This window comes from Gordonia sp. OPL2, from assembly GCF_003797825.1.
Classification (GTDB): domain Bacteria; phylum Actinomycetota; class Actinomycetes; order Mycobacteriales; family Mycobacteriaceae; genus Gordonia.
This window is the reverse complement of sequence record NZ_RKME01000029.1, coordinates 41,582-61,052: the sequence shown is the minus strand read 5'-3', so window position 1 is coordinate 61,052 and position 19,471 is coordinate 41,582. Positions and strand designations below refer to the sequence as shown.

At 66.0% G+C, this 19,471-nt stretch carries 12 protein-coding genes and 1 pseudogene; 6 read left to right on the top strand and 7 right to left on the bottom strand.

Annotation, left to right across the window (positions count from 1 at the left end; all coding sequences use genetic code 11):
* From EEB19_RS21810 to EEB19_RS21790, 5 genes and pseudogenes are all read left to right on the top strand, one after another.
* Nucleotides 1-296: pseudogene (locus tag EEB19_RS21810) on the top strand (mammalian cell entry protein); the annotation flags it as partial.
* Nucleotides 297-372: 76 nt separating this feature from the next.
* Complete coding sequence (locus EEB19_RS21805) at nt 373-1,038, top strand: hypothetical protein (protein ID WP_262365844.1); 666 nt, start codon at nt 373-375, stop codon at nt 1,036-1,038.
* The gene (locus EEB19_RS21800) at nt 1,038-2,186 is read left to right on the top strand and encodes a hypothetical protein (protein WP_187589412.1); all 1,149 of its coding nucleotides are present in this window, start codon (nt 1,038-1,040) and stop codon (nt 2,184-2,186) included. The genes EEB19_RS21805 and EEB19_RS21800 overlap by 1 nt, the downstream gene beginning before the upstream one ends.
* Nucleotides 2,187-2,501: 315 nt before the next feature.
* Nucleotides 2,502-5,990, top strand: coding sequence for a DNA-directed RNA polymerase subunit beta (locus EEB19_RS21795; RefSeq protein ID WP_187589411.1), 3,489 nt, complete (start codon nt 2,502-2,504; stop codon nt 5,988-5,990).
* A gap of 45 nt (nt 5,991-6,035) precedes the next feature.
* Nucleotides 6,036-9,992, top strand: coding sequence for a DNA-directed RNA polymerase subunit beta' (locus EEB19_RS21790; RefSeq protein WP_187589410.1), 3,957 nt, complete (start codon nt 6,036-6,038; stop codon nt 9,990-9,992).
* A gap of 126 nt (nt 9,993-10,118) precedes the next feature.
* Here EEB19_RS21790 and EEB19_RS21785 read toward each other — a convergent pair whose 3' ends face one another.
* Genes EEB19_RS21785 through EEB19_RS21770 form a run of 4 tightly spaced genes read right to left on the bottom strand, consistent with a single transcriptional unit; the run spans nt 10,119 to nt 14,900 of the window.
* Nucleotides 10,119-11,669: an acyl-CoA synthetase gene (locus tag EEB19_RS21785; protein ID WP_187589409.1), complete on the bottom strand. Its 1,551-nt coding sequence runs from the start codon at nt 11,667-11,669 to the stop codon at nt 10,119-10,121.
* Between the two features lie 35 nt (nt 11,670-11,704).
* A complete protein-coding gene (locus tag EEB19_RS21780; protein WP_187589408.1) occupies nt 11,705-12,541 on the bottom strand; it encodes an SDR family oxidoreductase in 837 nt (278 codons plus the stop codon).
* A gap of 52 nt (nt 12,542-12,593) precedes the next feature.
* A complete protein-coding gene (locus EEB19_RS21775; protein WP_187589407.1) occupies nt 12,594-13,391 on the bottom strand; it encodes a maleylpyruvate isomerase N-terminal domain-containing protein in 798 nt (265 codons plus the stop codon).
* 54 nt (nt 13,392-13,445) lie between these two features.
* Nucleotides 13,446-14,900, bottom strand: coding sequence for an aldehyde dehydrogenase (locus EEB19_RS21770; protein ID WP_187589406.1), 1,455 nt, complete (start codon nt 14,898-14,900; stop codon nt 13,446-13,448).
* A gap of 117 nt (nt 14,901-15,017) precedes the next feature.
* Here EEB19_RS21770 and EEB19_RS21765 point away from each other — a divergent pair, with 117 nt between their 5' ends.
* The gene (locus tag EEB19_RS21765; protein ID WP_187589405.1) at nt 15,018-16,022 is read left to right on the top strand and encodes an AraC family transcriptional regulator; all 1,005 of its coding nucleotides are present in this window, start codon (nt 15,018-15,020) and stop codon (nt 16,020-16,022) included.
* Nucleotides 16,023-16,212: 190 nt separating this feature from the next.
* Here the strand turns inward: EEB19_RS21765 and EEB19_RS21760 are convergent, their stop codons facing one another.
* The 3 genes from EEB19_RS21760 to EEB19_RS21750 form a co-directional block, all read right to left on the bottom strand.
* Nucleotides 16,213-17,238 (bottom strand): methionine synthase, encoded by a 1,026-nt coding sequence (locus tag EEB19_RS21760; RefSeq protein ID WP_187589404.1) that lies wholly within the window; start codon nt 17,236-17,238, stop codon nt 16,213-16,215.
* Between the two features lie 26 nt (nt 17,239-17,264).
* Nucleotides 17,265-18,236: a putative oxygenase MesX gene (locus EEB19_RS21755; RefSeq protein ID WP_187589403.1), complete on the bottom strand. Its 972-nt coding sequence runs from the start codon at nt 18,234-18,236 to the stop codon at nt 17,265-17,267.
* A gap of 230 nt (nt 18,237-18,466) precedes the next feature.
* Nucleotides 18,467-19,420, bottom strand: a complete 954-nt coding sequence (locus tag EEB19_RS21750; RefSeq protein WP_187589402.1) for a LysR family transcriptional regulator — start codon at nt 19,418-19,420, stop codon at nt 18,467-18,469.
* Nucleotides 19,421-19,471 lie beyond the last annotated feature (51 nt).

Below are 19,471 nucleotides of genomic sequence, written 5' to 3'. Positions count from 1 at the left end.
ACAATCCGGCGGCGTGTACGCGTGGTTATGAGAGCACCAATGCGATGGTGCAGAAGATGAAGCGTGAGGATCCGTCGTTCGACATCCGTTACGACGACTTCCCGTTCAACACGAACGCGAAATGCACCGTGCCGGTGGGCAACCCGACCGGCGTCCGCAGTGCCGCCCGCGCGACCTACGCGAACCCCCAGTTCAAGCAGCCGTGGGATTCCATCCCGAAGAAGGACCCGGACAAGCTCAACCTCAACCCGCTGGCCCAGCAGCTCGCGGCTTTGATGGGTGTGCACGAGAAGTGACCGCAAGGCCCTGTGCAGGCCGGCGACATCCGTCGCTTGGCCTGCTCTCAGGTGCCCCTGACTACAGTGACGGCCGATGACTAGCAACACACCGACAGCCTCGACGCGAGGAGACCACAACGGACCGGACGGCACACGCCCGGCCGGTAGGGGACCGGTACTGGCCCTCGCGCTGGCGGTGCTCGCCGTGATCGTCGCCGCCGTGTGCGCCATCTGGTTCGGCTATCAGGGCTATCAGGCCTACTTCGTCCAGAAGCCGATCCAGACTGCCCGAGACGGTGCCGTCGACGGCGCCGAGCAGGCCATCATCAACGTGACGACGGTGGACCCCAAGGACACCGCCGGCTGGAAGAAGCGCGTGGACGGCTCTCTCACGGGCAAGGCCCGTGAACAGATCACCACCCAGGACGTCAGCAATCTCAACTCGATGATCACGCAGGCCGGCCCGCAGGCCGCCGCGCTGTCGTCCCGACTGATCCGTAGCGCCCCGACCGAGGTCGACGCCGACGACGGCACCGCGAAGGTCCTCGTCTACGTGGCGGCGACCTCCAAGCGGGAGAACGAGGCCGGTGTCACACAGACCATGGGCTTCTCCGTCTCGATGACCAAGGAGGGCGACGACTGGAAGGCCAGCGACATCACCCCGCTCGAGTCGATGGCCTACCAGGATCCGGGTACGGCTGCCGGCGTACCCGGCGGCGGGGGAGCCGCCCCGTCGGCGACACCCGGGGGAGGTAACTGATGCCCACGAATCCACGCCCACCGCGCAAGAAGCCGAACCGGACCTTCACACCCCGCATCGCGGGCCGTCCCCGTCCGGCCGGATCGGATCCGGTCGACCCCGGCACCGAGTCGGTCGAGGACACCTCGACCCCCGCCGGCAACGACGCCCCTCCTGCCGACGCCGGCGACGCCGGCGCCCCGGCTGCCGATGACGCCACCGACGCCGACGCTCCGGTCGCCGACGGCGCCGCGGCTGCCGATGACGCCACCGACGCCGACGCTCCGGTCGCCGACGGCGCCCCGGCTGCCGATGACGCCACCTCGGCTTCCGATGACGCCAAGAACTCCGACGCCCCGGCCGACTCCGACGCTCCGGCTTCCGACGACGCCGACACCGACGCCCCATCTGCCGACGACGCGTCGGCTTCCGATGACGCGGTCACCGACGCCACATCCGCTGGTCGAGTAGCGGCGAGCGAGCGCAGCGAGCCCGACGCGTATCGAGACCACACCGCCGACACCACCCCCGACAAACCCGCGCCCACCGGCAAGACCCGCCCGGTGTCCCGGGTGTCCACCCTCCGGCCCAGCGACTCGGCGACTGCGGGCACACGCGCCGGGTCCGGCCCGGCGCAGAAGCGCACGGCGGCCTCGTCGACGTCGGGTTCCGGCCGACGACGCACCATCGGCATCCTCGCCGCGGTGGCAGCCGTGCTCGCGGTCTTCGCCGTGATCGCCGGCCTCCATCCCGGCGCCTCGATCGGTTCCAACAAGGCCTTCGTCGAGCAGGCGGCCACGACCGAGCTCACGTCCCAGGTGCAGAGCAAGGCGTGCAACCTGACCGTCGACACCGTCGACGTGAACAAATGGGCGGACAAGGCGCGCTCGGTCCTCACCGGCACGGCGCTCAGCGACTTCGACAAGTACCTGCCGCAGCAGCGCGAGATCCTCAACCAGACCAAGCAGGTCGCCGACTGCCGCGTCGAATCCGTGGGCGTCGCCGACCTGTCCGGCGCCGACGACGGCGCCACCGCGCGTGTCGTGGTCAACATGATCGTCAGCCAGCAGCAGGCCGGTGTCGCCGGGCAGAGTGCGGCCCCGCGCTACCAGTTCGGGATGGTCCGGCACGGCGACGACTGGCTGATCAATGAGGTCGAGGCGTTCTGATCTGGCATGACTTGCAGAAATTTCGCGCGTAGCGCTTGACGAACGGCCGTTGTCGGGCCACGCTGTCACCAGCGAATCACGTGCAGGCAGCCATCGGCGCGCAATTCGTTTCAGACGCCGCTTGACAAAGTGGGTCTATTTTCTGCTACAGTTGGACGTTGCGCTGGCTGCCTCCTGTCCACTTCACGATCCTTCCTCTGGCCACCTTTGCTGTGTGTGCTCGTGGTGATCGCCGAATCTCAGGTGTCACCGGCGAACGGCCCATCAAGCCAAGCACCGAGCTAGGTAGAACACTTCGTGTTGGAAGGACGCATCTTGGCACTCGACCGCCAGTCCACCTCAACCATCCCCGGCGCGCCTGCGCGCGCATCTTTCGCAAAGATCAGTGAGCCACTGGAGGTCCCCGGCCTCCTCGACCTGCAGCTCGACTCGTTCGAGTGGCTCGTCGGCTCTCCCGAGTGGCGCGCCAAGGCGATCGCCCGCGGTGATGACAACCCGACCGGCGGACTCGAGGACATCCTGCACGAGCTGTCCCCGATCGAGGACTTCTCCGGGTCGATGTCGCTGTCCTTCTCCGATCCGCACTTCGACGAGGTCAAGGCCTCCGTCGAGGAGTGCAAGGACAAGGACATGACCTACGCGGCGCCGCTGTTCGTCACCGCGGAGTTCATCAACAACAACACCGGTGAGATCAAGTCGCAGACCGTCTTCATGGGCGACTTCCCGATCATGACCGACAAGGGCAGCTTCATCATCAACGGCACCGAGCGTGTCGTCGTCAGCCAGCTCGTCCGCAGCCCCGGTGTCTACTTCGACGCGGCGATCGACAAGACCACCGAGAAGACGCTGCACACCGTCAAGGTGATCCCCGGCCGTGGTGCTTGGCTGGAGTTCGACGTCGACAAGCGCGACACCGTCGGTGTCCGCATCGACCGCAAGCGCCGTCAGCCGGTCACCGTCCTCCTGAAGGCCCTGGGCTGGACGAACGAGGAGATCACCGAGCGTTTCGGGTTCTCCGAGATCATGATGTCCACCCTGGAGAAGGACAACACCGCCAACCAGGACGAGGCACTGCTCGAGGTCTATCGCAAGCTGCGCCCGGGCGAGCCGCCGACCAAGGAGTCCGCGGAGAACCTGCTCGAGAACCTCTTCTTCAAGGAGAAGCGCTACGACCTGGCCCGCGTCGGCCGCTACAAGGTCAACAAGAAGCTCGGCCTGACCGACAACCCGATGGTCGGCGAGGGCGTCCTCACGCGTGAGGACATCGTCGCGACCGTCGAGTACCTGGTCCGCCTGCACGAGGCCGATCCGCACACCACCACCTACATGACCGTCCCCGGCGGCGTGGAGGTCCCGGTCGAGGTCGACGACATCGACCACTTCGGCAACCGTCGCCTGCGTACCGTCGGCGAGCTGATCCAGAACCAGATCCGCGTGGGCCTCTCGCGCATGGAGCGTGTCGTGCGTGAGCGCATGACCACCCAGGACGTCGAGGCGATCACCCCGCAGACCCTGATCAACATCCGTCCCGTCGTGGCGGCGATCAAGGAGTTCTTCGGCACCAGCCAGCTGTCGCAGTTCATGGATCAGAACAACCCGCTGTCGGGTCTGACCCACAAGCGTCGTCTGTCGGCGCTGGGCCCCGGTGGTCTGTCGCGTGAGCGCGCCGGCCTCGAGGTCCGCGACGTCCACCCGTCGCACTACGGCCGCATGTGCCCGATCGAGACCCCCGAGGGTCCGAACATCGGTCTGATCGGTTCACTCTCGGTGTACGCGCGGGTCAACCCGTTCGGCTTCATCGAGACCCCGTACCGCAAGGTCGAGAACGGTGTCGTCACCGACGACGTCAAGTACCTGACCGCAGACGAGGAGGACCGCTACCTCGTCGGCCAGGCCAACACGAACTACGCCCTCGACGGCCGCATCACCGATGAGCGCGTCCTGGTCCGCAAGAAGGGCTCGGAGGTCGAGTTCGTCGGCGCGAACGAGGTCGACTACCTCGACGTCTCGCCGCGACAGATGGTGTCGGTCGCGACCGCGATGATCCCGTTCCTCGAGCACGACGACGCGAACCGCGCCCTGATGGGTGCGAACATGCAGCGTCAGGCCGTGCCGCTGGTCCGCAACGAGTCGCCGCTGGTCGGTACCGGCATGGAGCTGCGTGCCGCGGTCGACGCGGGCGACGTGGTCGTCTCCACCAAGACCGGTGTGGTCGAGGAGGTCTCCGCCGACTACATCACCGTCATGGCCGACGACGGCAGCCGCGACACCTACCGGATGCGCAAGTTCGCACGCTCGAACCACGGCACCTGCGCCAACCAGCGTCCGATCGTGGACGAGGGTCAGCGCGTCGAGACCGGTCAGGTCCTCGCCGACGGTCCGTGCACCGAGAACGGTGAGATGGCGCTGGGCAAGAACCTGCTCGTCGCGATCATGCCGTGGGAGGGCCACAACTACGAGGACGCCATCATCCTGAGCCAGCGGCTCGTGGAGGAGGACGTGCTCACCTCGATCCACATCGAGGAGCACGAGATCGACGCCCGCGACACCAAGCTCGGTGCCGAGGAGATCACCCGGGACATCCCGAACGTCTCCGACGAGGTCCTCGCGGATCTCGACGAGCGCGGCATCGTGCGCATCGGTGCGGAGGTCCGCGACGGCGACATCCTGGTCGGCAAGGTCACCCCGAAGGGTGAGACCGAGCTGACCCCGGAGGAGCGTCTGCTCCGCGCGATCTTCGGTGAGAAGGCGCGCGAGGTCCGCGACACGTCGCTCAAGGTGCCTCACGGCGAGACCGGCAAGGTCATCGGCGTCCGCGTCTTCAGCCGCGACGACGACGACGATCTGGCCCCCGGCGTGAACGAGCTCGTGCGTGTGTACGTCGCTCAGAAGCGCAAGATCCAGGACGGCGACAAGCTGGCCGGCCGCCACGGCAACAAGGGCGTCATCGGCAAGATCCTCCCGCAGGAGGACATGCCGTTCCTGCCCGACGGCACCCCAGTCGACATCATCCTGAACACCCACGGTGTGCCCCGTCGTATGAACATCGGCCAGATCCTGGAGACCCACCTCGGATGGGTCGCCAAGGCCGGCTGGAACATCGACGTGGCGAGCGGCGTGCCCGACTGGGCATCGAAGCTGCCCGAGGAGATGTACTCGGCGGAGCCCGACACCAACACTGCCACCCCAGTGTTCGACGGTGCTCGCGAGGAGGAGCTGACCGGACTGCTGTCCTCGACGCTGCCGAACCGCGACGGCGAGGTCATGGTCAACGGCGACGGCAAGGCGACGCTGTTCGACGGTCGCTCCGGCGAGCCGTTCCCGTACCCGGTGTCGGTCGGCTACATGTACATCATCAAGCTGCACCACCTGGTCGACGACAAGATCCACGCGCGTTCGACCGGTCCGTACTCGATGATCACGCAGCAGCCGCTCGGTGGTAAGGCGCAGTTCGGTGGTCAGCGCTTCGGTGAGATGGAGTGCTGGGCCATGCAGGCCTACGGCGCCGCCTACACCCTGCAGGAGCTGCTCACCATCAAGTCGGACGACGTCGTCGGCCGCGTGAAGGTGTACGAGGCGATCGTCAAGGGCGAGAACATCCCTGAGCCGGGCATCCCCGAGTCGTTCAAGGTGCTCCTCAAGGAGCTCCAGTCGCTGTGCCTCAACGTCGAGGTGCTCAGCAGCGACGGTGCGGCCATCGAGATGCGCGACACCGACGACGAGGATCTCGAGCGCGCTGCGGCGAACCTGGGAATCAACCTGTCGCGCAACGAGTCCGCGACGGTCGACGACCTGGCGAACTGACCATCACCGACCAGCAACATCTGACAGAGCCACGAAAGGTAAATAGTGCTCGACGTCAATTACTTCGATGAACTGAAGATCGGTCTCGCCACGGCCGACGACATCCACAACTGGTCCTACGGTGAGGTCAAGAAGCCGGAGACGATCAACTACCGCACGCTCAAGCCCGAGAAGGACGGCCTGTTCTGCGAGAAGATCTTCGGACCGACTCGCGACTGGGAGTGCTACTGCGGCAAGTACAAGCGCGTGCGCTTCAAGGGCATCATCTGTGAGCGCTGCGGCGTCGAGGTGACCCGTGCCAAGGTGCGTCGTGAGCGGATGGGCCACATCGAGCTGGCCGCCCCGGTCACCCACATCTGGTACTTCAAGGGTGTGCCCAGCCGTCTGGGCTACCTGCTGGACCTGGCGCCGAAGGATCTCGAGAAGATCATCTACTTCGCCGCCTACGTGATCACCTCCGTCGACGACGAGCTGCGCCACGCGGAGCTCTCGACCCGTGAGGCCGAGATCGAGGTCGAGAAGAAGGCCCTCACCGATCAGCGTGACGTAGACCTGAACGAGCGTCAGCAGAAGCTCGAGCAGGACCTCGCCGAGCTCGAGGCCGAAGGTGCCAAGGCCGATGTGCGCCGCAAGGTGCGCGACGGTGCCGAGCGCGAGATGCGTCGTATGCGTGATCAGGCGCAGCGTCAGCTCGACGAGCTCGAGGAGATCTGGGATCGCTTCGTGAAGCTGAGCCCGGGCGAGCTGATCATCGACGAGAAGCTCTACCGTCAGCTCGACGAGCGCTTCGGCGAGTACTTCGCCGGTGCGATGGGTGCCGAGGCGATCAAGAAGCTCCTGGAGAACTTCGACATCGACGCCGAGGCCGATTCGCTGCGCGAGACCATCCGCAGCGGCAAGGGTCAGAAGAAGCTGCGTGCGCTGAAGCGACTGAAGGTCGTCGCGGCGTTCCAGCAGTCCGGCAACTCGCCGCTGGGCATGGTGCTCGACGCCGTGCCGGTGATCCCGCCGGAGCTCCGCCCGATGGTGCAGCTCGACGGTGGCCGCTTCGCGACCTCCGACCTCAACGACCTGTACCGCCGTGTCATCAACCGCAACAACCGCCTCAAGCGACTGATCGATCTCGGTGCACCCGAGATCATCGTCAACAACGAGAAGCGGATGCTGCAGGAGTCGGTCGACGCACTGTTCGACAACGGTCGTCGCGGCCGTCCGGTCACCGGACCGGGTAACCGCCCGCTGAAGTCGCTGAGCGATCTGCTCAAGGGCAAGCAGGGACGTTTCCGTCAGAACCTGCTCGGCAAGCGCGTCGACTACTCGGGCCGTTCGGTCATCGTCGTCGGCCCGCAGCTGAAGCTGCACCAGTGCGGTCTGCCGAAGCTGATGGCCCTCGAGCTGTTCAAGCCGTTCGTGATGAAGCGTCTCGTCGATCTGAACCAGGCGCAGAACATCAAGTCGGCCAAGCGCATGGTCGAGCGTCAGCGTCCCGCGGTGTGGGATGTCCTCGAAGAGGTCATCGCCGAGCACCCCGTGCTGCTGAACCGTGCTCCGACGCTGCACCGCCTCGGCATCCAGGCCTTCGAGCCGCAGCTGGTGGAGGGCAAGGCCATCCAGCTGCACCCGCTGGTCTGTGAGGCGTTCAACGCCGACTTCGACGGTGACCAGATGGCCGTGCACCTCCCGCTGTCCGCGGAGGCGCAGGCCGAGGCACGCATCCTGATGCTGTCGTCGAACAACATCCTGTCGCCGGCGTCGGGCCGCCCGCTCGCCATGCCGCGTCTGGACATGGTCACCGGCCTGTACTACCTGACCACCCTCAAAGAGGGTGCGGCAGGCGAGTACGCGCCGGCGAGCTCCGACGACGTCGAGCGCGGTGTCTACTCGACCCCGGCCGAGGCCATCATGGCCGTCGACCGTGGTGCGCTCACCGTGCAGTCGCGCATCAAGGTGCGGCTGACCGATCAGCGTCCGCCTGCCGACATCGAGGCCGAGCAGTTCCCGGACGGCTGGACCTACGGTCAGCCGTGGGACATCGAGTCGACGCTGGGTCGCGTGCTGTTCAACGAGCTCCTGCCGGTCGAGTACCCGTTCGTCAACGAGCAGATGCCGAAGAAGCGTCAGGCCGTCATCATCAACGACCTGGCCGAGCGGTATCCGATGATCGTGGTCGCGCAGACCGTCGACAAGCTCAAGGATGTCGGCTTCTACTGGGCCACCCGTTCGGGTGTCACCGTGTCGATGGCCGACGTGCTCGTGCCGCCGGCGAAGAAGGAGATCCTCGACAAGTACGAGGAGCGGGCCGACGGTCTGGAGCGCAAGTTCCAGCGCGGTGCCCTCACCCCGGAAGAGCGTCGTGACGCCCTCGTGGAGATCTGGAAGCAGGCCACCGAAGAGGTCGGTACGGCGATGGAAGCCCACTACCCGGACGACAACCCGATCCCGATGATCGTGAAGTCGGGTGCGGCGGGCAACATGACCCAGATCCGCTCGCTCGCGGGCATGAAGGGTCTGGTGACCAACCCGAAGGGTGAGTTCATCCCGCGTCCGATCAAGTCCTCGTTCCGCGAGGGCCTGACCGTGGCCGAGTACTTCATCAACACGCACGGTGCACGTAAGGGTCTGGCCGACACCGCTCTTCGTACCGCCGACTCGGGTTACCTGACCCGTCGTCTGGTGGACGTGAGCCAGGACGTCATCGTTCGCGAGACCGACTGCAACACCGAGCGCGGCATCATGACCACCATCGCCGAGAAGCAGGCCGACGGCACGCTGATCCGCGATGCACACGTGGAGACCTCCACCTACGCCCGCACGCTGGCCGCCGACGCGGTCGACGAGAACGGCACGGTGATCGTCGAGCGTGGTCATGATCTGGGCGATCCGGCGATCGAGGCTCTCCTCGGCGCGGGCATCACCGAGGTCAAGGTGCGGTCGGTGCTCACCTGTGCGACCGGCACCGGCGTCTGCGCCATGTGCTACGGCCGTTCGATGGCCACCGGCAAGCTCGTCGACATCGGCGAGGCCGTCGGTATCATCGCGGCCCAGTCGATCGGTGAGCCCGGTACCCAGCTGACGATGCGTACGTTCCACCAGGGTGGTGTCGGTGACGACATCACCGGTGGTCTGCCGCGTGTCCAGGAGCTGTTCGAGGCCCGTGTGCCGAAGGGCAAGGCGCCCATCGCCGAGGTGTCCGGTCGGGTGCGACTCGAGGACGACGATCGTTTCTACAAGATCACCATCGTCCCCGACGACGGTTCCGAAGAGGTGGTCTACGACAAGATCTCCAAGCGCCAGCGTCTGCGTGTCTTCAAGCACGACGACGGCAGCGAGCGTCTGCTCGCCGACGGCGACCACGTGGATGTCGGTCAGCAGCTCATGGAAGGTGCTGCCGATCCCCACGAGGTGCTGCGCGTGATGGGTCCCCGTCAGGTGCAGGTGCATCTGGTCAACGAGGTCCAGGAGGTCTACCGCAGCCAGGGTGTGTCGATCCACGACAAGCACATCGAGACGATCGTCCGTCAGATGCTGCGTCGCGTGACGATCATCGACTCCGGTGCCACCGAGTTCCTGCCCGGTTCGCTCACCGAGCGTTCCGAGTTCGAGTCGGAGAACCGTCGCGTCGTGCAGGAAGGTGGCGAGCCCGCCGCCGGCCGTCCGGTGCTCATGGGTATCACCAAGGCATCGCTGGCCACCGAGTCGTGGCTGTCGGCGGCGTCGTTCCAGGAGACCACGCGTGTCCTGACCGATGCGGCCATCAACAGCCGCAGCGACAAGCTGATCGGTCTCAAGGAGAACGTGATCATCGGTAAGCTGATCCCGGCCGGTACCGGCATCAACCGGTACCGCAACATCCAGGTCCAGCCGACCGAGGAGGCGCGTGCCGCGGCCTACGCGGTGCCGTCCTACGACGACACCTACTACAGCCCGGACGGCACCTTCGGTGCTCCCGCCGGTGCTGCGGTGCCGCTGGACGACTACGGGTTCTCCAACGACTACCGCTGACCCGATTCCGTAGTACGAACACGCGTGCAGCGCGGGTATCTACTACGAAATCGACAGCAACACAACGGCCCCCGCACTCTCAGAGTGCGGGGGCCGTTGTGTTGCGGAGGGCGCGTCACGAAGGGGTCAGAGATTGCGCTTGACCAGCTTGCCGGTCGGCGTGCGCGGCAACGTGTCCCGGAAGATCACCTCGCGCGGCACCTTGAACTTCGCGATCCGCGGACGCAGGTGCTCCAGCAATGCGTCGGCGAGAACGTCGTCGCCCGTCTGCCCCTCGACGGGTTGCACGACTGCGGTCACCCGCTCGCCGAGATCGGGATCGGGCAGACCCACGACCGCGGCGTCGAGAACCGACGGGTGGGCGAGGAGCGCGTCTTCGATCTCCCGCGGGTAGATGTTCACCCCGCCCGAGATGATCAGGAACGACTCCCGGTCAGTGAGGAAGAGGTGTCCCTCGTCGTCGACGTAGCCGACGTCGCCCGTGGTCGTCCAGGTCGGGTGGTCGGGATGCTGTGCCGCCCGGGTCTTCTCGGGATCGTTGTGATACTCGAAGGGCAACGAGTCCCGCTCGAAGTAGATCGTGCCGATGGTGCCGGTCGGAACCTCGGCCCCCGACGAGTCGCAGACCCGGATCGTGCCCAGCACTGCACGCCCCACAGTCCCCGGATGTTCCAGCCATTCCGGCGTGTCAACGATGGTCAGGCCATTGAGCTCGGTGGACGAGTAGTACTCGGAGAGGATGGGGCCCCACCAGTCGATCATGGCCCGTTTGACGTCGATGGGACACGGCGCCGCGGCGTGCACCGCGACTTTCATACTCGAGGTGTCGTACCCGGCGCGCACCTCCTCGGGAAGACGCAGCATGCGCACGAACATCGTCGGCACCCACTGGCTGTAGGTGACGCGGTGCTCTTCGATGAGGGCAAGCGCGCCTTCGGCGTCGAATCGGTCCATCACCACCACCGTGCCGCCGAGCGCCTGCACGGAAGCGCACGTCCGAAGCGGCGCAGCGTGATACAGCGGAGCAGGCGACAGGTACACCGTGTCGGGACCGACGCCCCACACCGACGAGTTCATCGCCGTCATGGTGTCGCCGGGCTCGTCGATCTGCCGGTTCGGCAATTCCGGTTTGATGCCCTTGGGCCGTCCGGTGGTGCCGGAGGAGTAGAGCATGTCCGCACCGCGCGGCTGATCCGCGGGTGGGTCGACCGGTTGCACCGACGCGGCGGCGTCGAGGTCGTCGTGACCGTCGATCGCTCCGGAGTAGGCGAAGCGGGTCTCGACGCCGGCGGTGAGTGGGATCAGCTCGGCACCGACGTCGGCGAGAGCGGCGTCGACGATCAGTGCCTTTGCGCCGCAATCGGTCACGATGTAGGCGCTCTCCGCGGCGGTGAGGTGCCAGTTCACCATGGTCAGGTAGAGCCCTGAACGCATTGCCGCCCAGTAGATGTCGAAGACCCGCGCGGTGTTGGTGGCGAGCACCGCGAGGTGGTCACCCGGGCGCAGGCCGCGGTCGGCCAGGGCCCGGGCGACCTGGACGGACCTGGTTTCCAGCTGCGTGAACGTGACCGTTTCGCTCCCGTCGGCGCCGGGAGCGGAGCGAGCGGGCCGATCGGACACGGCCATGATGACCGCGGGATCGTGCGGACGGGTGGAGAGGTGGGCTCCGGGGTACATCAGGACACTCCTGGTCGATCGGTGGGCGAGTCGGTCTAGTACAGGTAGTCCTCGCCGCTGGCGCGCACCGTGACGTCGGAAAGGCTGATGCCCCAGGGCTGGTCGATGACGTGGACGACGGCGTCGGCGAGGTCGTCGGGCTTGATCAGCCAGTACTTGATCGAGTCGACGTCGGTGAGCTCGGCGGGCAGGTCGTCGTTCATGAGGGCGGTGACGTGCTCGCCGTAGGAGGCGGCGCGCTGCCCGACGAGGCCCATGATCGCGGTGTCGTTGACGATCCAGCTGGCGAGATTGGTGCCGGTGATGCCGGTCGGCTTGACGGTCGTGACCTTGATCTTGCCCTTGGCCTCGATGCGCAGGGAGTCCGAGATCGTGGTGACGGCAGCCTTGGTGGCGCTGTACACACCTGATCCCTCGATGCCCGCGTTGCCGTAGATCGACGAGATGTTGACGACCTGGCCGCGCCCCTGGGCGATCATCTGGTCGTAGACCGCCGAGATGCCGTTGACGACACCCTTGATGTTGATGTCGATGGCGGCGTGCCACTTCTGCCAGGCCCGGGCGTGATCGGCGAAGTACGCCAGCGGCATGACGCCCGCGTTGTTGACGAGGACGTCGATGGCGCCGAACTGCTCGACCGTGGCCGTCGCGGCGGCGGCGACCTGCTCCATGTCGGTGACGTCGGCGACCTGGGCGAGGGCCGAACCGCCGGCCGAGCGGATGCCGTCGACAACGGCGTTGACGTTCTCGGCGTTGACATCGACTCCGACGACATGCGCGCCGGCGGCCGCGGTCTTCTCCGCGATGAGCTTGCCGAAGCCGCTGCCGGCGCCGGTGATGATGATGACCTTGTCCTTCAGGTACTCGGACATGGGTGTACTCCGTTCTCGTTGTGGTGGAAGCGATTCGACGATGGGTCGGCGGTCAGACGATGTCGACGGAGTCGAGGACGGCGGCGACGTGCCCGCGGTCGCCGCTGACGGTGACCGCCGACCGCCAGGCGCTGCGGGTGGTGCCCCAGCGGAGGAAGTCGGTGGCCGATGAGGTGGCGACATCGGCCGGTAGGTCGGCCGTCTCGCGCACGGTGACGATCGTGCCCGCGGTGTCCCGGTCGAGGACGAACGCGCGGTCCGTAGCGCCGGTGAGGTGCAGGCCGACGGGCTGTTCGAGTGCGGGGTACAGTGCGGCGCCGTTCATCTGCGGCAGACCGGCGATCATCCAGTCGATGGCCGGGTCGATGGCCGCGCTCACCGACACCTCGGCGGAATCCAACGGCCCGAACGGCTGCAGGAGATCGCTGGTCAGGTGCACCAGGTGGTCGAAGGCGACGGCGTCACTGAGTTGACTCAGCCGGTAGGTGCCCAGGTCGAGCATGTCCAGCGGCTGGTCCCGCAGGTCCTCGCCCTGCAGCGCCGCCAGGGTGGCGAGACCGGCCTCGGACTGCGCGCGGTAGTACTCGATCGCCTGTTCCGACGTCCAGTCGGCGCGCTCGCGCACCGCGGCGTCGTTGAGCCGCTCGGACTTTCCGCTCGGATTGTCGGGGAAGATGAGGTCGGGGTCGGCGATGAAGTTGAAGAAGAACCCCATGTGGGTGACGACGTCGTGGACGCGCCATCCGTGGCACGCGCTGTCGGCCGCCCAGTCGGCGGGTGTGAGCCGGTCGAGCAGGGCGAGGGTGTCGTTCACCAGTGCCTTGGCAGCGGTGACTCCGGCATCGGACATGGCCGATCGCCTCCTAGAGATGTGTTGTGAGCGGGTGTGTGGGAAGGGGAGTGCTCAGGCGGGCAAGAAGATCGACTTGAGGTTCTGGTACGCGGCGAGGCCCTCGGGTCCGAGTTCGCGGCCGATGCCGCTGGCCTTGACGCCACCGAACGGCGATCCCCAGTCGAGGTTGAAGTAGTTGACGCCGAACGATCCGGTCTCGACGCGGCGGGCGACCTCGACGCCGCGATCGGGGTCCGACGTCCACACCGTCCCGCCGAGCCCGTACGACGAATCGTTGGCGAGTGCGATGGCGTCGTCGACATCGTCGTAGCGCAGGACGGTCAGGACGGGGCCGAAGACCTCTTCGCGGGCGATGGTCGCCGAGTTGTCGACCCCAGCGAAAACGGTCGGCTCGACAAAGAACCCGCGGTCGACACCCGACGGCGTCCCGCCGCCGGTGGTGATCATGCCGCCCTCGCTGCGACCGCGGTCGATCAGGGACAGGACCCGATCCCGGTGCCGCCCGCTGGCAAGCGGGCCGACCGCCACGTTCTCGTCCATCGGGTCGCCGACGGGCAGCGACGAGCACATCGCGCTGATGGCGTCGAGATACTCGTCATAGCGGCTGCCCGGAACCAGGATTCGGGTCGACATGTAGCAGGTCTGACCGGTGTTGAGCAGGGAGGCGGTGGCGAGTCCGCCGACGGTCTGCTCGAGGTCGGCGTCGTCGAGGACCAGCGCTGCGGACTTGCCGCCGAGTTCGAGGGTCACCGGACGGATGAGTTCGCCGCAGACCCGGCCGATCTCGCGACCTGCGGCGGTCGAGCCGGTGAAGGCGACCTTGTCGACGTGCGGGTGTGACACGAGATGGCGCCCGATCTCGCTGCCGCCGTTGACGATGTTGAGGACGCCGGCGGGCAGTTCGGCGGCGATGGCAGCCTCGGCCAGGACGTAGGCGTCGAGACTCGTCTCCGGCGACGGTTTGAGGACGACGGTGCAACCGGCCGCCAGCGCGGGTGCGATCTTGAACATGGAGAGCACCGCCGGGAAGTTCCACGGTGCGATGGCCCCGACGACACCGATGGCCTCGCGGCGCACGATCGTCGATCCCGGCAGCGGCTGGCTGGTCCGGGTCTCTTCAACCGGGGTGGACTCGACGAGATCGGCGTAGTACCGCAGCAGCTGGACCGGCGCGGAGCCCTCGGCGAAGCGTGCCAGCGCGATGGGCATGCCGTTCTCGGAGGTCACCGCCGATGCGCGGTCCTCAGCACGCTTGTCGAGCTCGTCGGCGAACCGGCGCAGGTACGCGGCGCGGTCGGCGGGCGTGAGGTCACGCCAGCCCGCCGACCGGAAAGCGTTGCGCGCGGCCGTGACTGCCGCGTCGACGTCGTCGGTGGTCGCCTCCGGTACCGAACCGAACTGCTCCTCGGTCAGCGGCGAGATGACCGGGATCGTCGCCGAGCCGGACGGAGCGCGCCAACCGCCGTCGATGAAGAAACTCGTGCGAACGGTGTCGATGGTGGTCATCGAGGTACTCCTTGCTGCTGTGTCGGCCGTCGAGCGTCGGGCCGTGTGTGTCCATCATCACTCCGACAGCCAGGCCATTTCTTGACATCTGATGACGACTATTTGACAGTTGATGCCATGGCTGACCTGATCTGCGCGTCGTCACTCAGTCAGCTACCCGAGCTGATCGAAGAGCACGACGGCGACGCCCGCGCGATGCTGGCCCGTGTCGGCGTCGACCCGGCCGTGGTCGGTGCCTACGACCGGTTCGTCCCGTTCACCGCACTGTCCACGATCATCGGCCTGTGCGCGATCGAGTTCGGCGTGCCCGACTTCGGGCTTCGTCTGGCCGCCCGGCAGGACCCGGACATCCTCGGCCCGGTCGCGATCGCGGCCCGCAACGCCGAGACCATCGGCGACTCCTTTCGGCAGGTCACCGAGTTCGCGCATGTGTACAGCCCGGCCATCACCGCGCAGTTGCACTACGGCGAACGCGAGGTGGCCTACGAGTTCGACACGGTGCTGAAGCGGGTGCCCTACCGTCCGCACGTCGTCGAACTCGCGATGGGCGTCACCCGGTCGACCTTCCAGATGACGCTGGGACGGGACTTTCGGGCCAACCGGATCACGCTGGCGCACACCGCGATGTCTGATCCGCGCGTCTACACCGAGTACTTCGGTTGCCCCGTGGAATTCGAGGCCCCGGCCAACTTGGTGGTGTTCCCGCGCGGGGTCATGCAGCAGACGCTACGGCGGGTCGATGCGCTGGCCTACGACATGGCCATCCGGTTCATGACCGGGCACGACCGGGAGACGGCGTTCGTCGACGCGGTCTGGGCGCTGATCGTGCGGTCTCTCCCCGCAGGCGCCGCGACGCTCGACGCGGTGTCGACGCTGCTCATGATGCATCCGCGCGCGGTGCAACGGAGTCTGGCCGAGGACGGCGCGACCTTCGAGCAACTCGTCGACGACGCGCGCCGCGACCTCGCGGTCTCCCTGCTCGCGAATCGGGGTGTCCCGCTGTCCGCGGTGGCGCGACAGATCGGGTACTCCGAGCAGAGCACGCTGACCCGCAGTTGCCGACGATGGTTCGGGATGCCGCCGCTGGCGAAGCGACGCGAGCTCGCCGCGGCGAGAGGATAAGTCGTGCGTGCGGTGCCGGCGACGGGATCTCGATCGACGTGATCGTCGCGGTTCCCCGGGGCGTTGGTGGCGCCGAGTTCAATGGGACCGTCCGGCCTCGAGGCGGAATCCATCGGGGAGCAACTCGAGTCCGGCACGGAACCGGTCGATGTCCTCATGACCGTCGAACTCGTCGACGTGCAACCTCGGTCTAGGAGAGCTCTGCGCGAAGAAGCTCAGCTCCGGCAGCGAGCGCGACCATCTTCTCCCGTGCCACGCTGCGAGCGAGTGGCGCCATCCCACAGTTCCCGCTGGCGTAGAGCTTGTCGTCGTCGACGAAGGGGAGTGCGTTGCGCAGCGTCGCGGCAACTTCTTCGGGCGTCTCGATGGTCTCGCTGGCCACGTCGATCGCTCCGAGCATGACCGTCTTGCCGCGTAGCAGTTCGATCACCTCGACGGGTACTCGCGAATTGTGACTCTCCAGCGACACGATGTCGATCGATGACTGTTGCAGCAGTGGGAATGACTCCTCGTACTGGCGCCACTCGGCGCCCAGCGTCGCCTTCCAGTCGGTGTTCGCCTTGATGCCGTAGCCGTAACAGATGTGGACGGCGGTCGTGCACTTCAGTCCCTGGGTCGCACGCTCAAGCGCCGCGACACCCCAGTCCTTCAGTTCGTCGAAGAACACGTTGAACGCGGGTTCGTCGATCTGGATGATGTCGACACCGGCCGCTTCCAGGTCCTTCGCTTCTTGGTTCAGGATTGTCGCGAACTCCCATGCCAGCTTCTCGCGACTCCGGTAATGGGCGTCGTAGAGCGTGTCGATCATCGTCATGGGGCCGGGCAGCGCCCATTTGATCGGCTGGTCGGTAGCTGCGCGGAGATGCGCTGCGTCCGTTGCGAACACCGGCTTCTCGCGACTCACCGCGCCGACGACGGTCGGGACGCTCGCGTCGTAGCGATCACGGATGCGTACGGTTTCGCGTCGCTCGAAGTCGACGCCACTGAGGTGCTCGATGAACGTGGTCACGAAATGTTGGCGCGTCTGTTCCCCGTCGCTGATGATGTCGAGCCCGGCACGGGACTGCTCGTGTGCCGCTAGCGTCTGGGCGTCGAGTTTCCCTTCGCGCAGTTCGTCATCGTGCAGCTTCCACGGTGACCAGAGCTTCTCCGGCTCCGAGAGCCACGAGGGCTTGGGCAGGCTGCCGACGATCGTGGTGGGCAGGAGTGTGTGCATCTCGTATACCTCTCGATCTCGCACGGTCAGGCGGATTGCTTGGTAGCCCACTTTTCGAGAACGGCGCCATACGGTTTCATGAGATTCACCTCCGTGAACCTTCCCTGCGTGGTCGCGAGCTGGGTGCGCTCGACGCGGTCGTAGCTGACCTGCGGAAGTGAGTAGTTGCCGTTGTCGAGGCTCGGTCGGTAGACCTCCGACGCCGAGGTGTTCGCGTTGTAGATCTCGGGACGATAGATCTTCTGGAACGTCTCCATCGTCGCGATCGTTCCGGCGAGTGCGAGAAACGAATAGTCGTTGAGCAAGTCACCGCGGTGGTAGAAAGCCAACGGGGCGACCGATCCCTGAGGCATGAAGTAGCGAACGCTCAGGCCCATCTTCCCGAAATACTGGTCGGTGAGCGACTTCTCGTCGACCACATACTCGACCCCGAGTATCGGGTGGAAGTTCGTGAGCCGGCGGTATGTCCGCGACGTCGACACGCTGATGCAGATGACGGGCGGCTGCGAGAACCGTCGGCGATACTCGTCTGATTCCACGAATCGCTGAAAGACCTGCCCGTGGAGATCGCCGAAGTCGTTGGGAATTCCCGTCTCCTGGTGCCCCGGGAGCCGAACACTGAAATCGTAGTCGCGTATGTACGACGAGAAATTGTTTCCGACGATGCCCTCGGTGCGGGTGCCCGTGGTGGTGTCGAGGATGTCGACGTCGAGAACTTCGATCACGGGGAACGCGGCGTCATCCCCGACCGACGCGAGATGCAGATCGACGGAGACGATGTCGAGTTCGAGTTCGTAACGGTCGCCACGCGGATTGTCCCAATGCACCAACTCGTTGGTCCGGGTGTTCATCATTGTCACCGCATTGCGCAGATTCTGTCGACGATCCTCGCCGCGGGCGAGATTCGCAAAGTTTGTCGTGCTGCGCGAGTTAGTCGCCGGGGTGTAGTCCTCGTCGAAGCGTGTCGTGCCGATGCTGAAGACACATTCGTTCGTCATTCTGATCGTTGCCCCAATCACTTGTGCTGCGTGAAGCGACGAGCGCGCCACCGCACAGCTTCTCCGCCTGAGTTTCGCCGGCGCTTCGATCCGGACTCCCCCGGTCGAGGACCGATTTCGGGCCCACGACACCCGACGAGCCAGCGGCGCGAGGCGGCGTGGGTGTCAGTGTATTGAGGCGTGTTGCCATAGCCTAATTACTTCAGGCGATGGCTGGACATAGGAATTTACTATGTCAGTAGATCGACGCCGAATTCCGAGACGACGTCGCGCATCTCGGCCACGAAGCGCTGCGCCTGGGCGGTCAGGGAGACCGCGGTATGTCCGATCCAACCGATCTCGATGCGCTCGTCGACGTCGAGCGGAACAGCGACGATCGACGGATCCAGATCATCGGAGATGATGCCGGTCGAGATGGTGTACCCGCCGAGCCCGATCATGAGGTTGAAGATGGTGGCGCGATCGCTCACGCGGATGTCCTGCTTGGATGAACGTGTGGAGAGGATCTCTTCGGCCAGATAGAACGAGTTGTTCACGCCCTGGTCGAACGTGAGCCGGGGCACGTCCTCGAGATCGGTCAGCGTCACACGCTGTTTCAAGGCGAGGGGGTTCGTGCGAGCGATGAAGATGTGCGGCGACGCCAGGAACAGAGGCGTGAAGACCAGCCCGGCTTCGCGGATCAGCTTGTTGATCACGTTGGCGTTGAACTCGTTGCGGAAGAGCACGCCGAGTTCACTCCGCAGTGTGCGAACGTCCTCGATGATGTCCCAGGTGCGGGTCTCGCGAAGACTGAACGCATATTCGGCGGCCTCGGACGCTTTCACCATGCGGGCGAAGGCGTCGACGACGAACGAGTAGTGCTGAGTCGAGACGGCCAGGAGTCGGCGCGAGGGACCGCGTCCGAGATAGCGCTGTTCCAGGAGTTCTGATTGCTCGACCACCTGGCGCGCGTAGCCGAGGAACTCCGCCCCGTCGTCGGTGAGGGTTACTCCCCGAGTCGACCGAACGAGGAGCGTACGCCCCACGCGACTTTCGAGGTCCTTCAGCGCGGCGGACAGCGTCGGTTGCGCCACATAGAGAAGGTCGGCCGCGGCACTGATCGACCCCTCCGCCGCTACCTCCACGAAGTAGCGCAACTGCTGCAAGGTGATTCCTCGCACCGTTCCGCCGACCTGCCGTGCCATGGGCAGAGCCTATCGTGATCTGACCCTGGGTCGGCCCCTCGATCCGCGGCA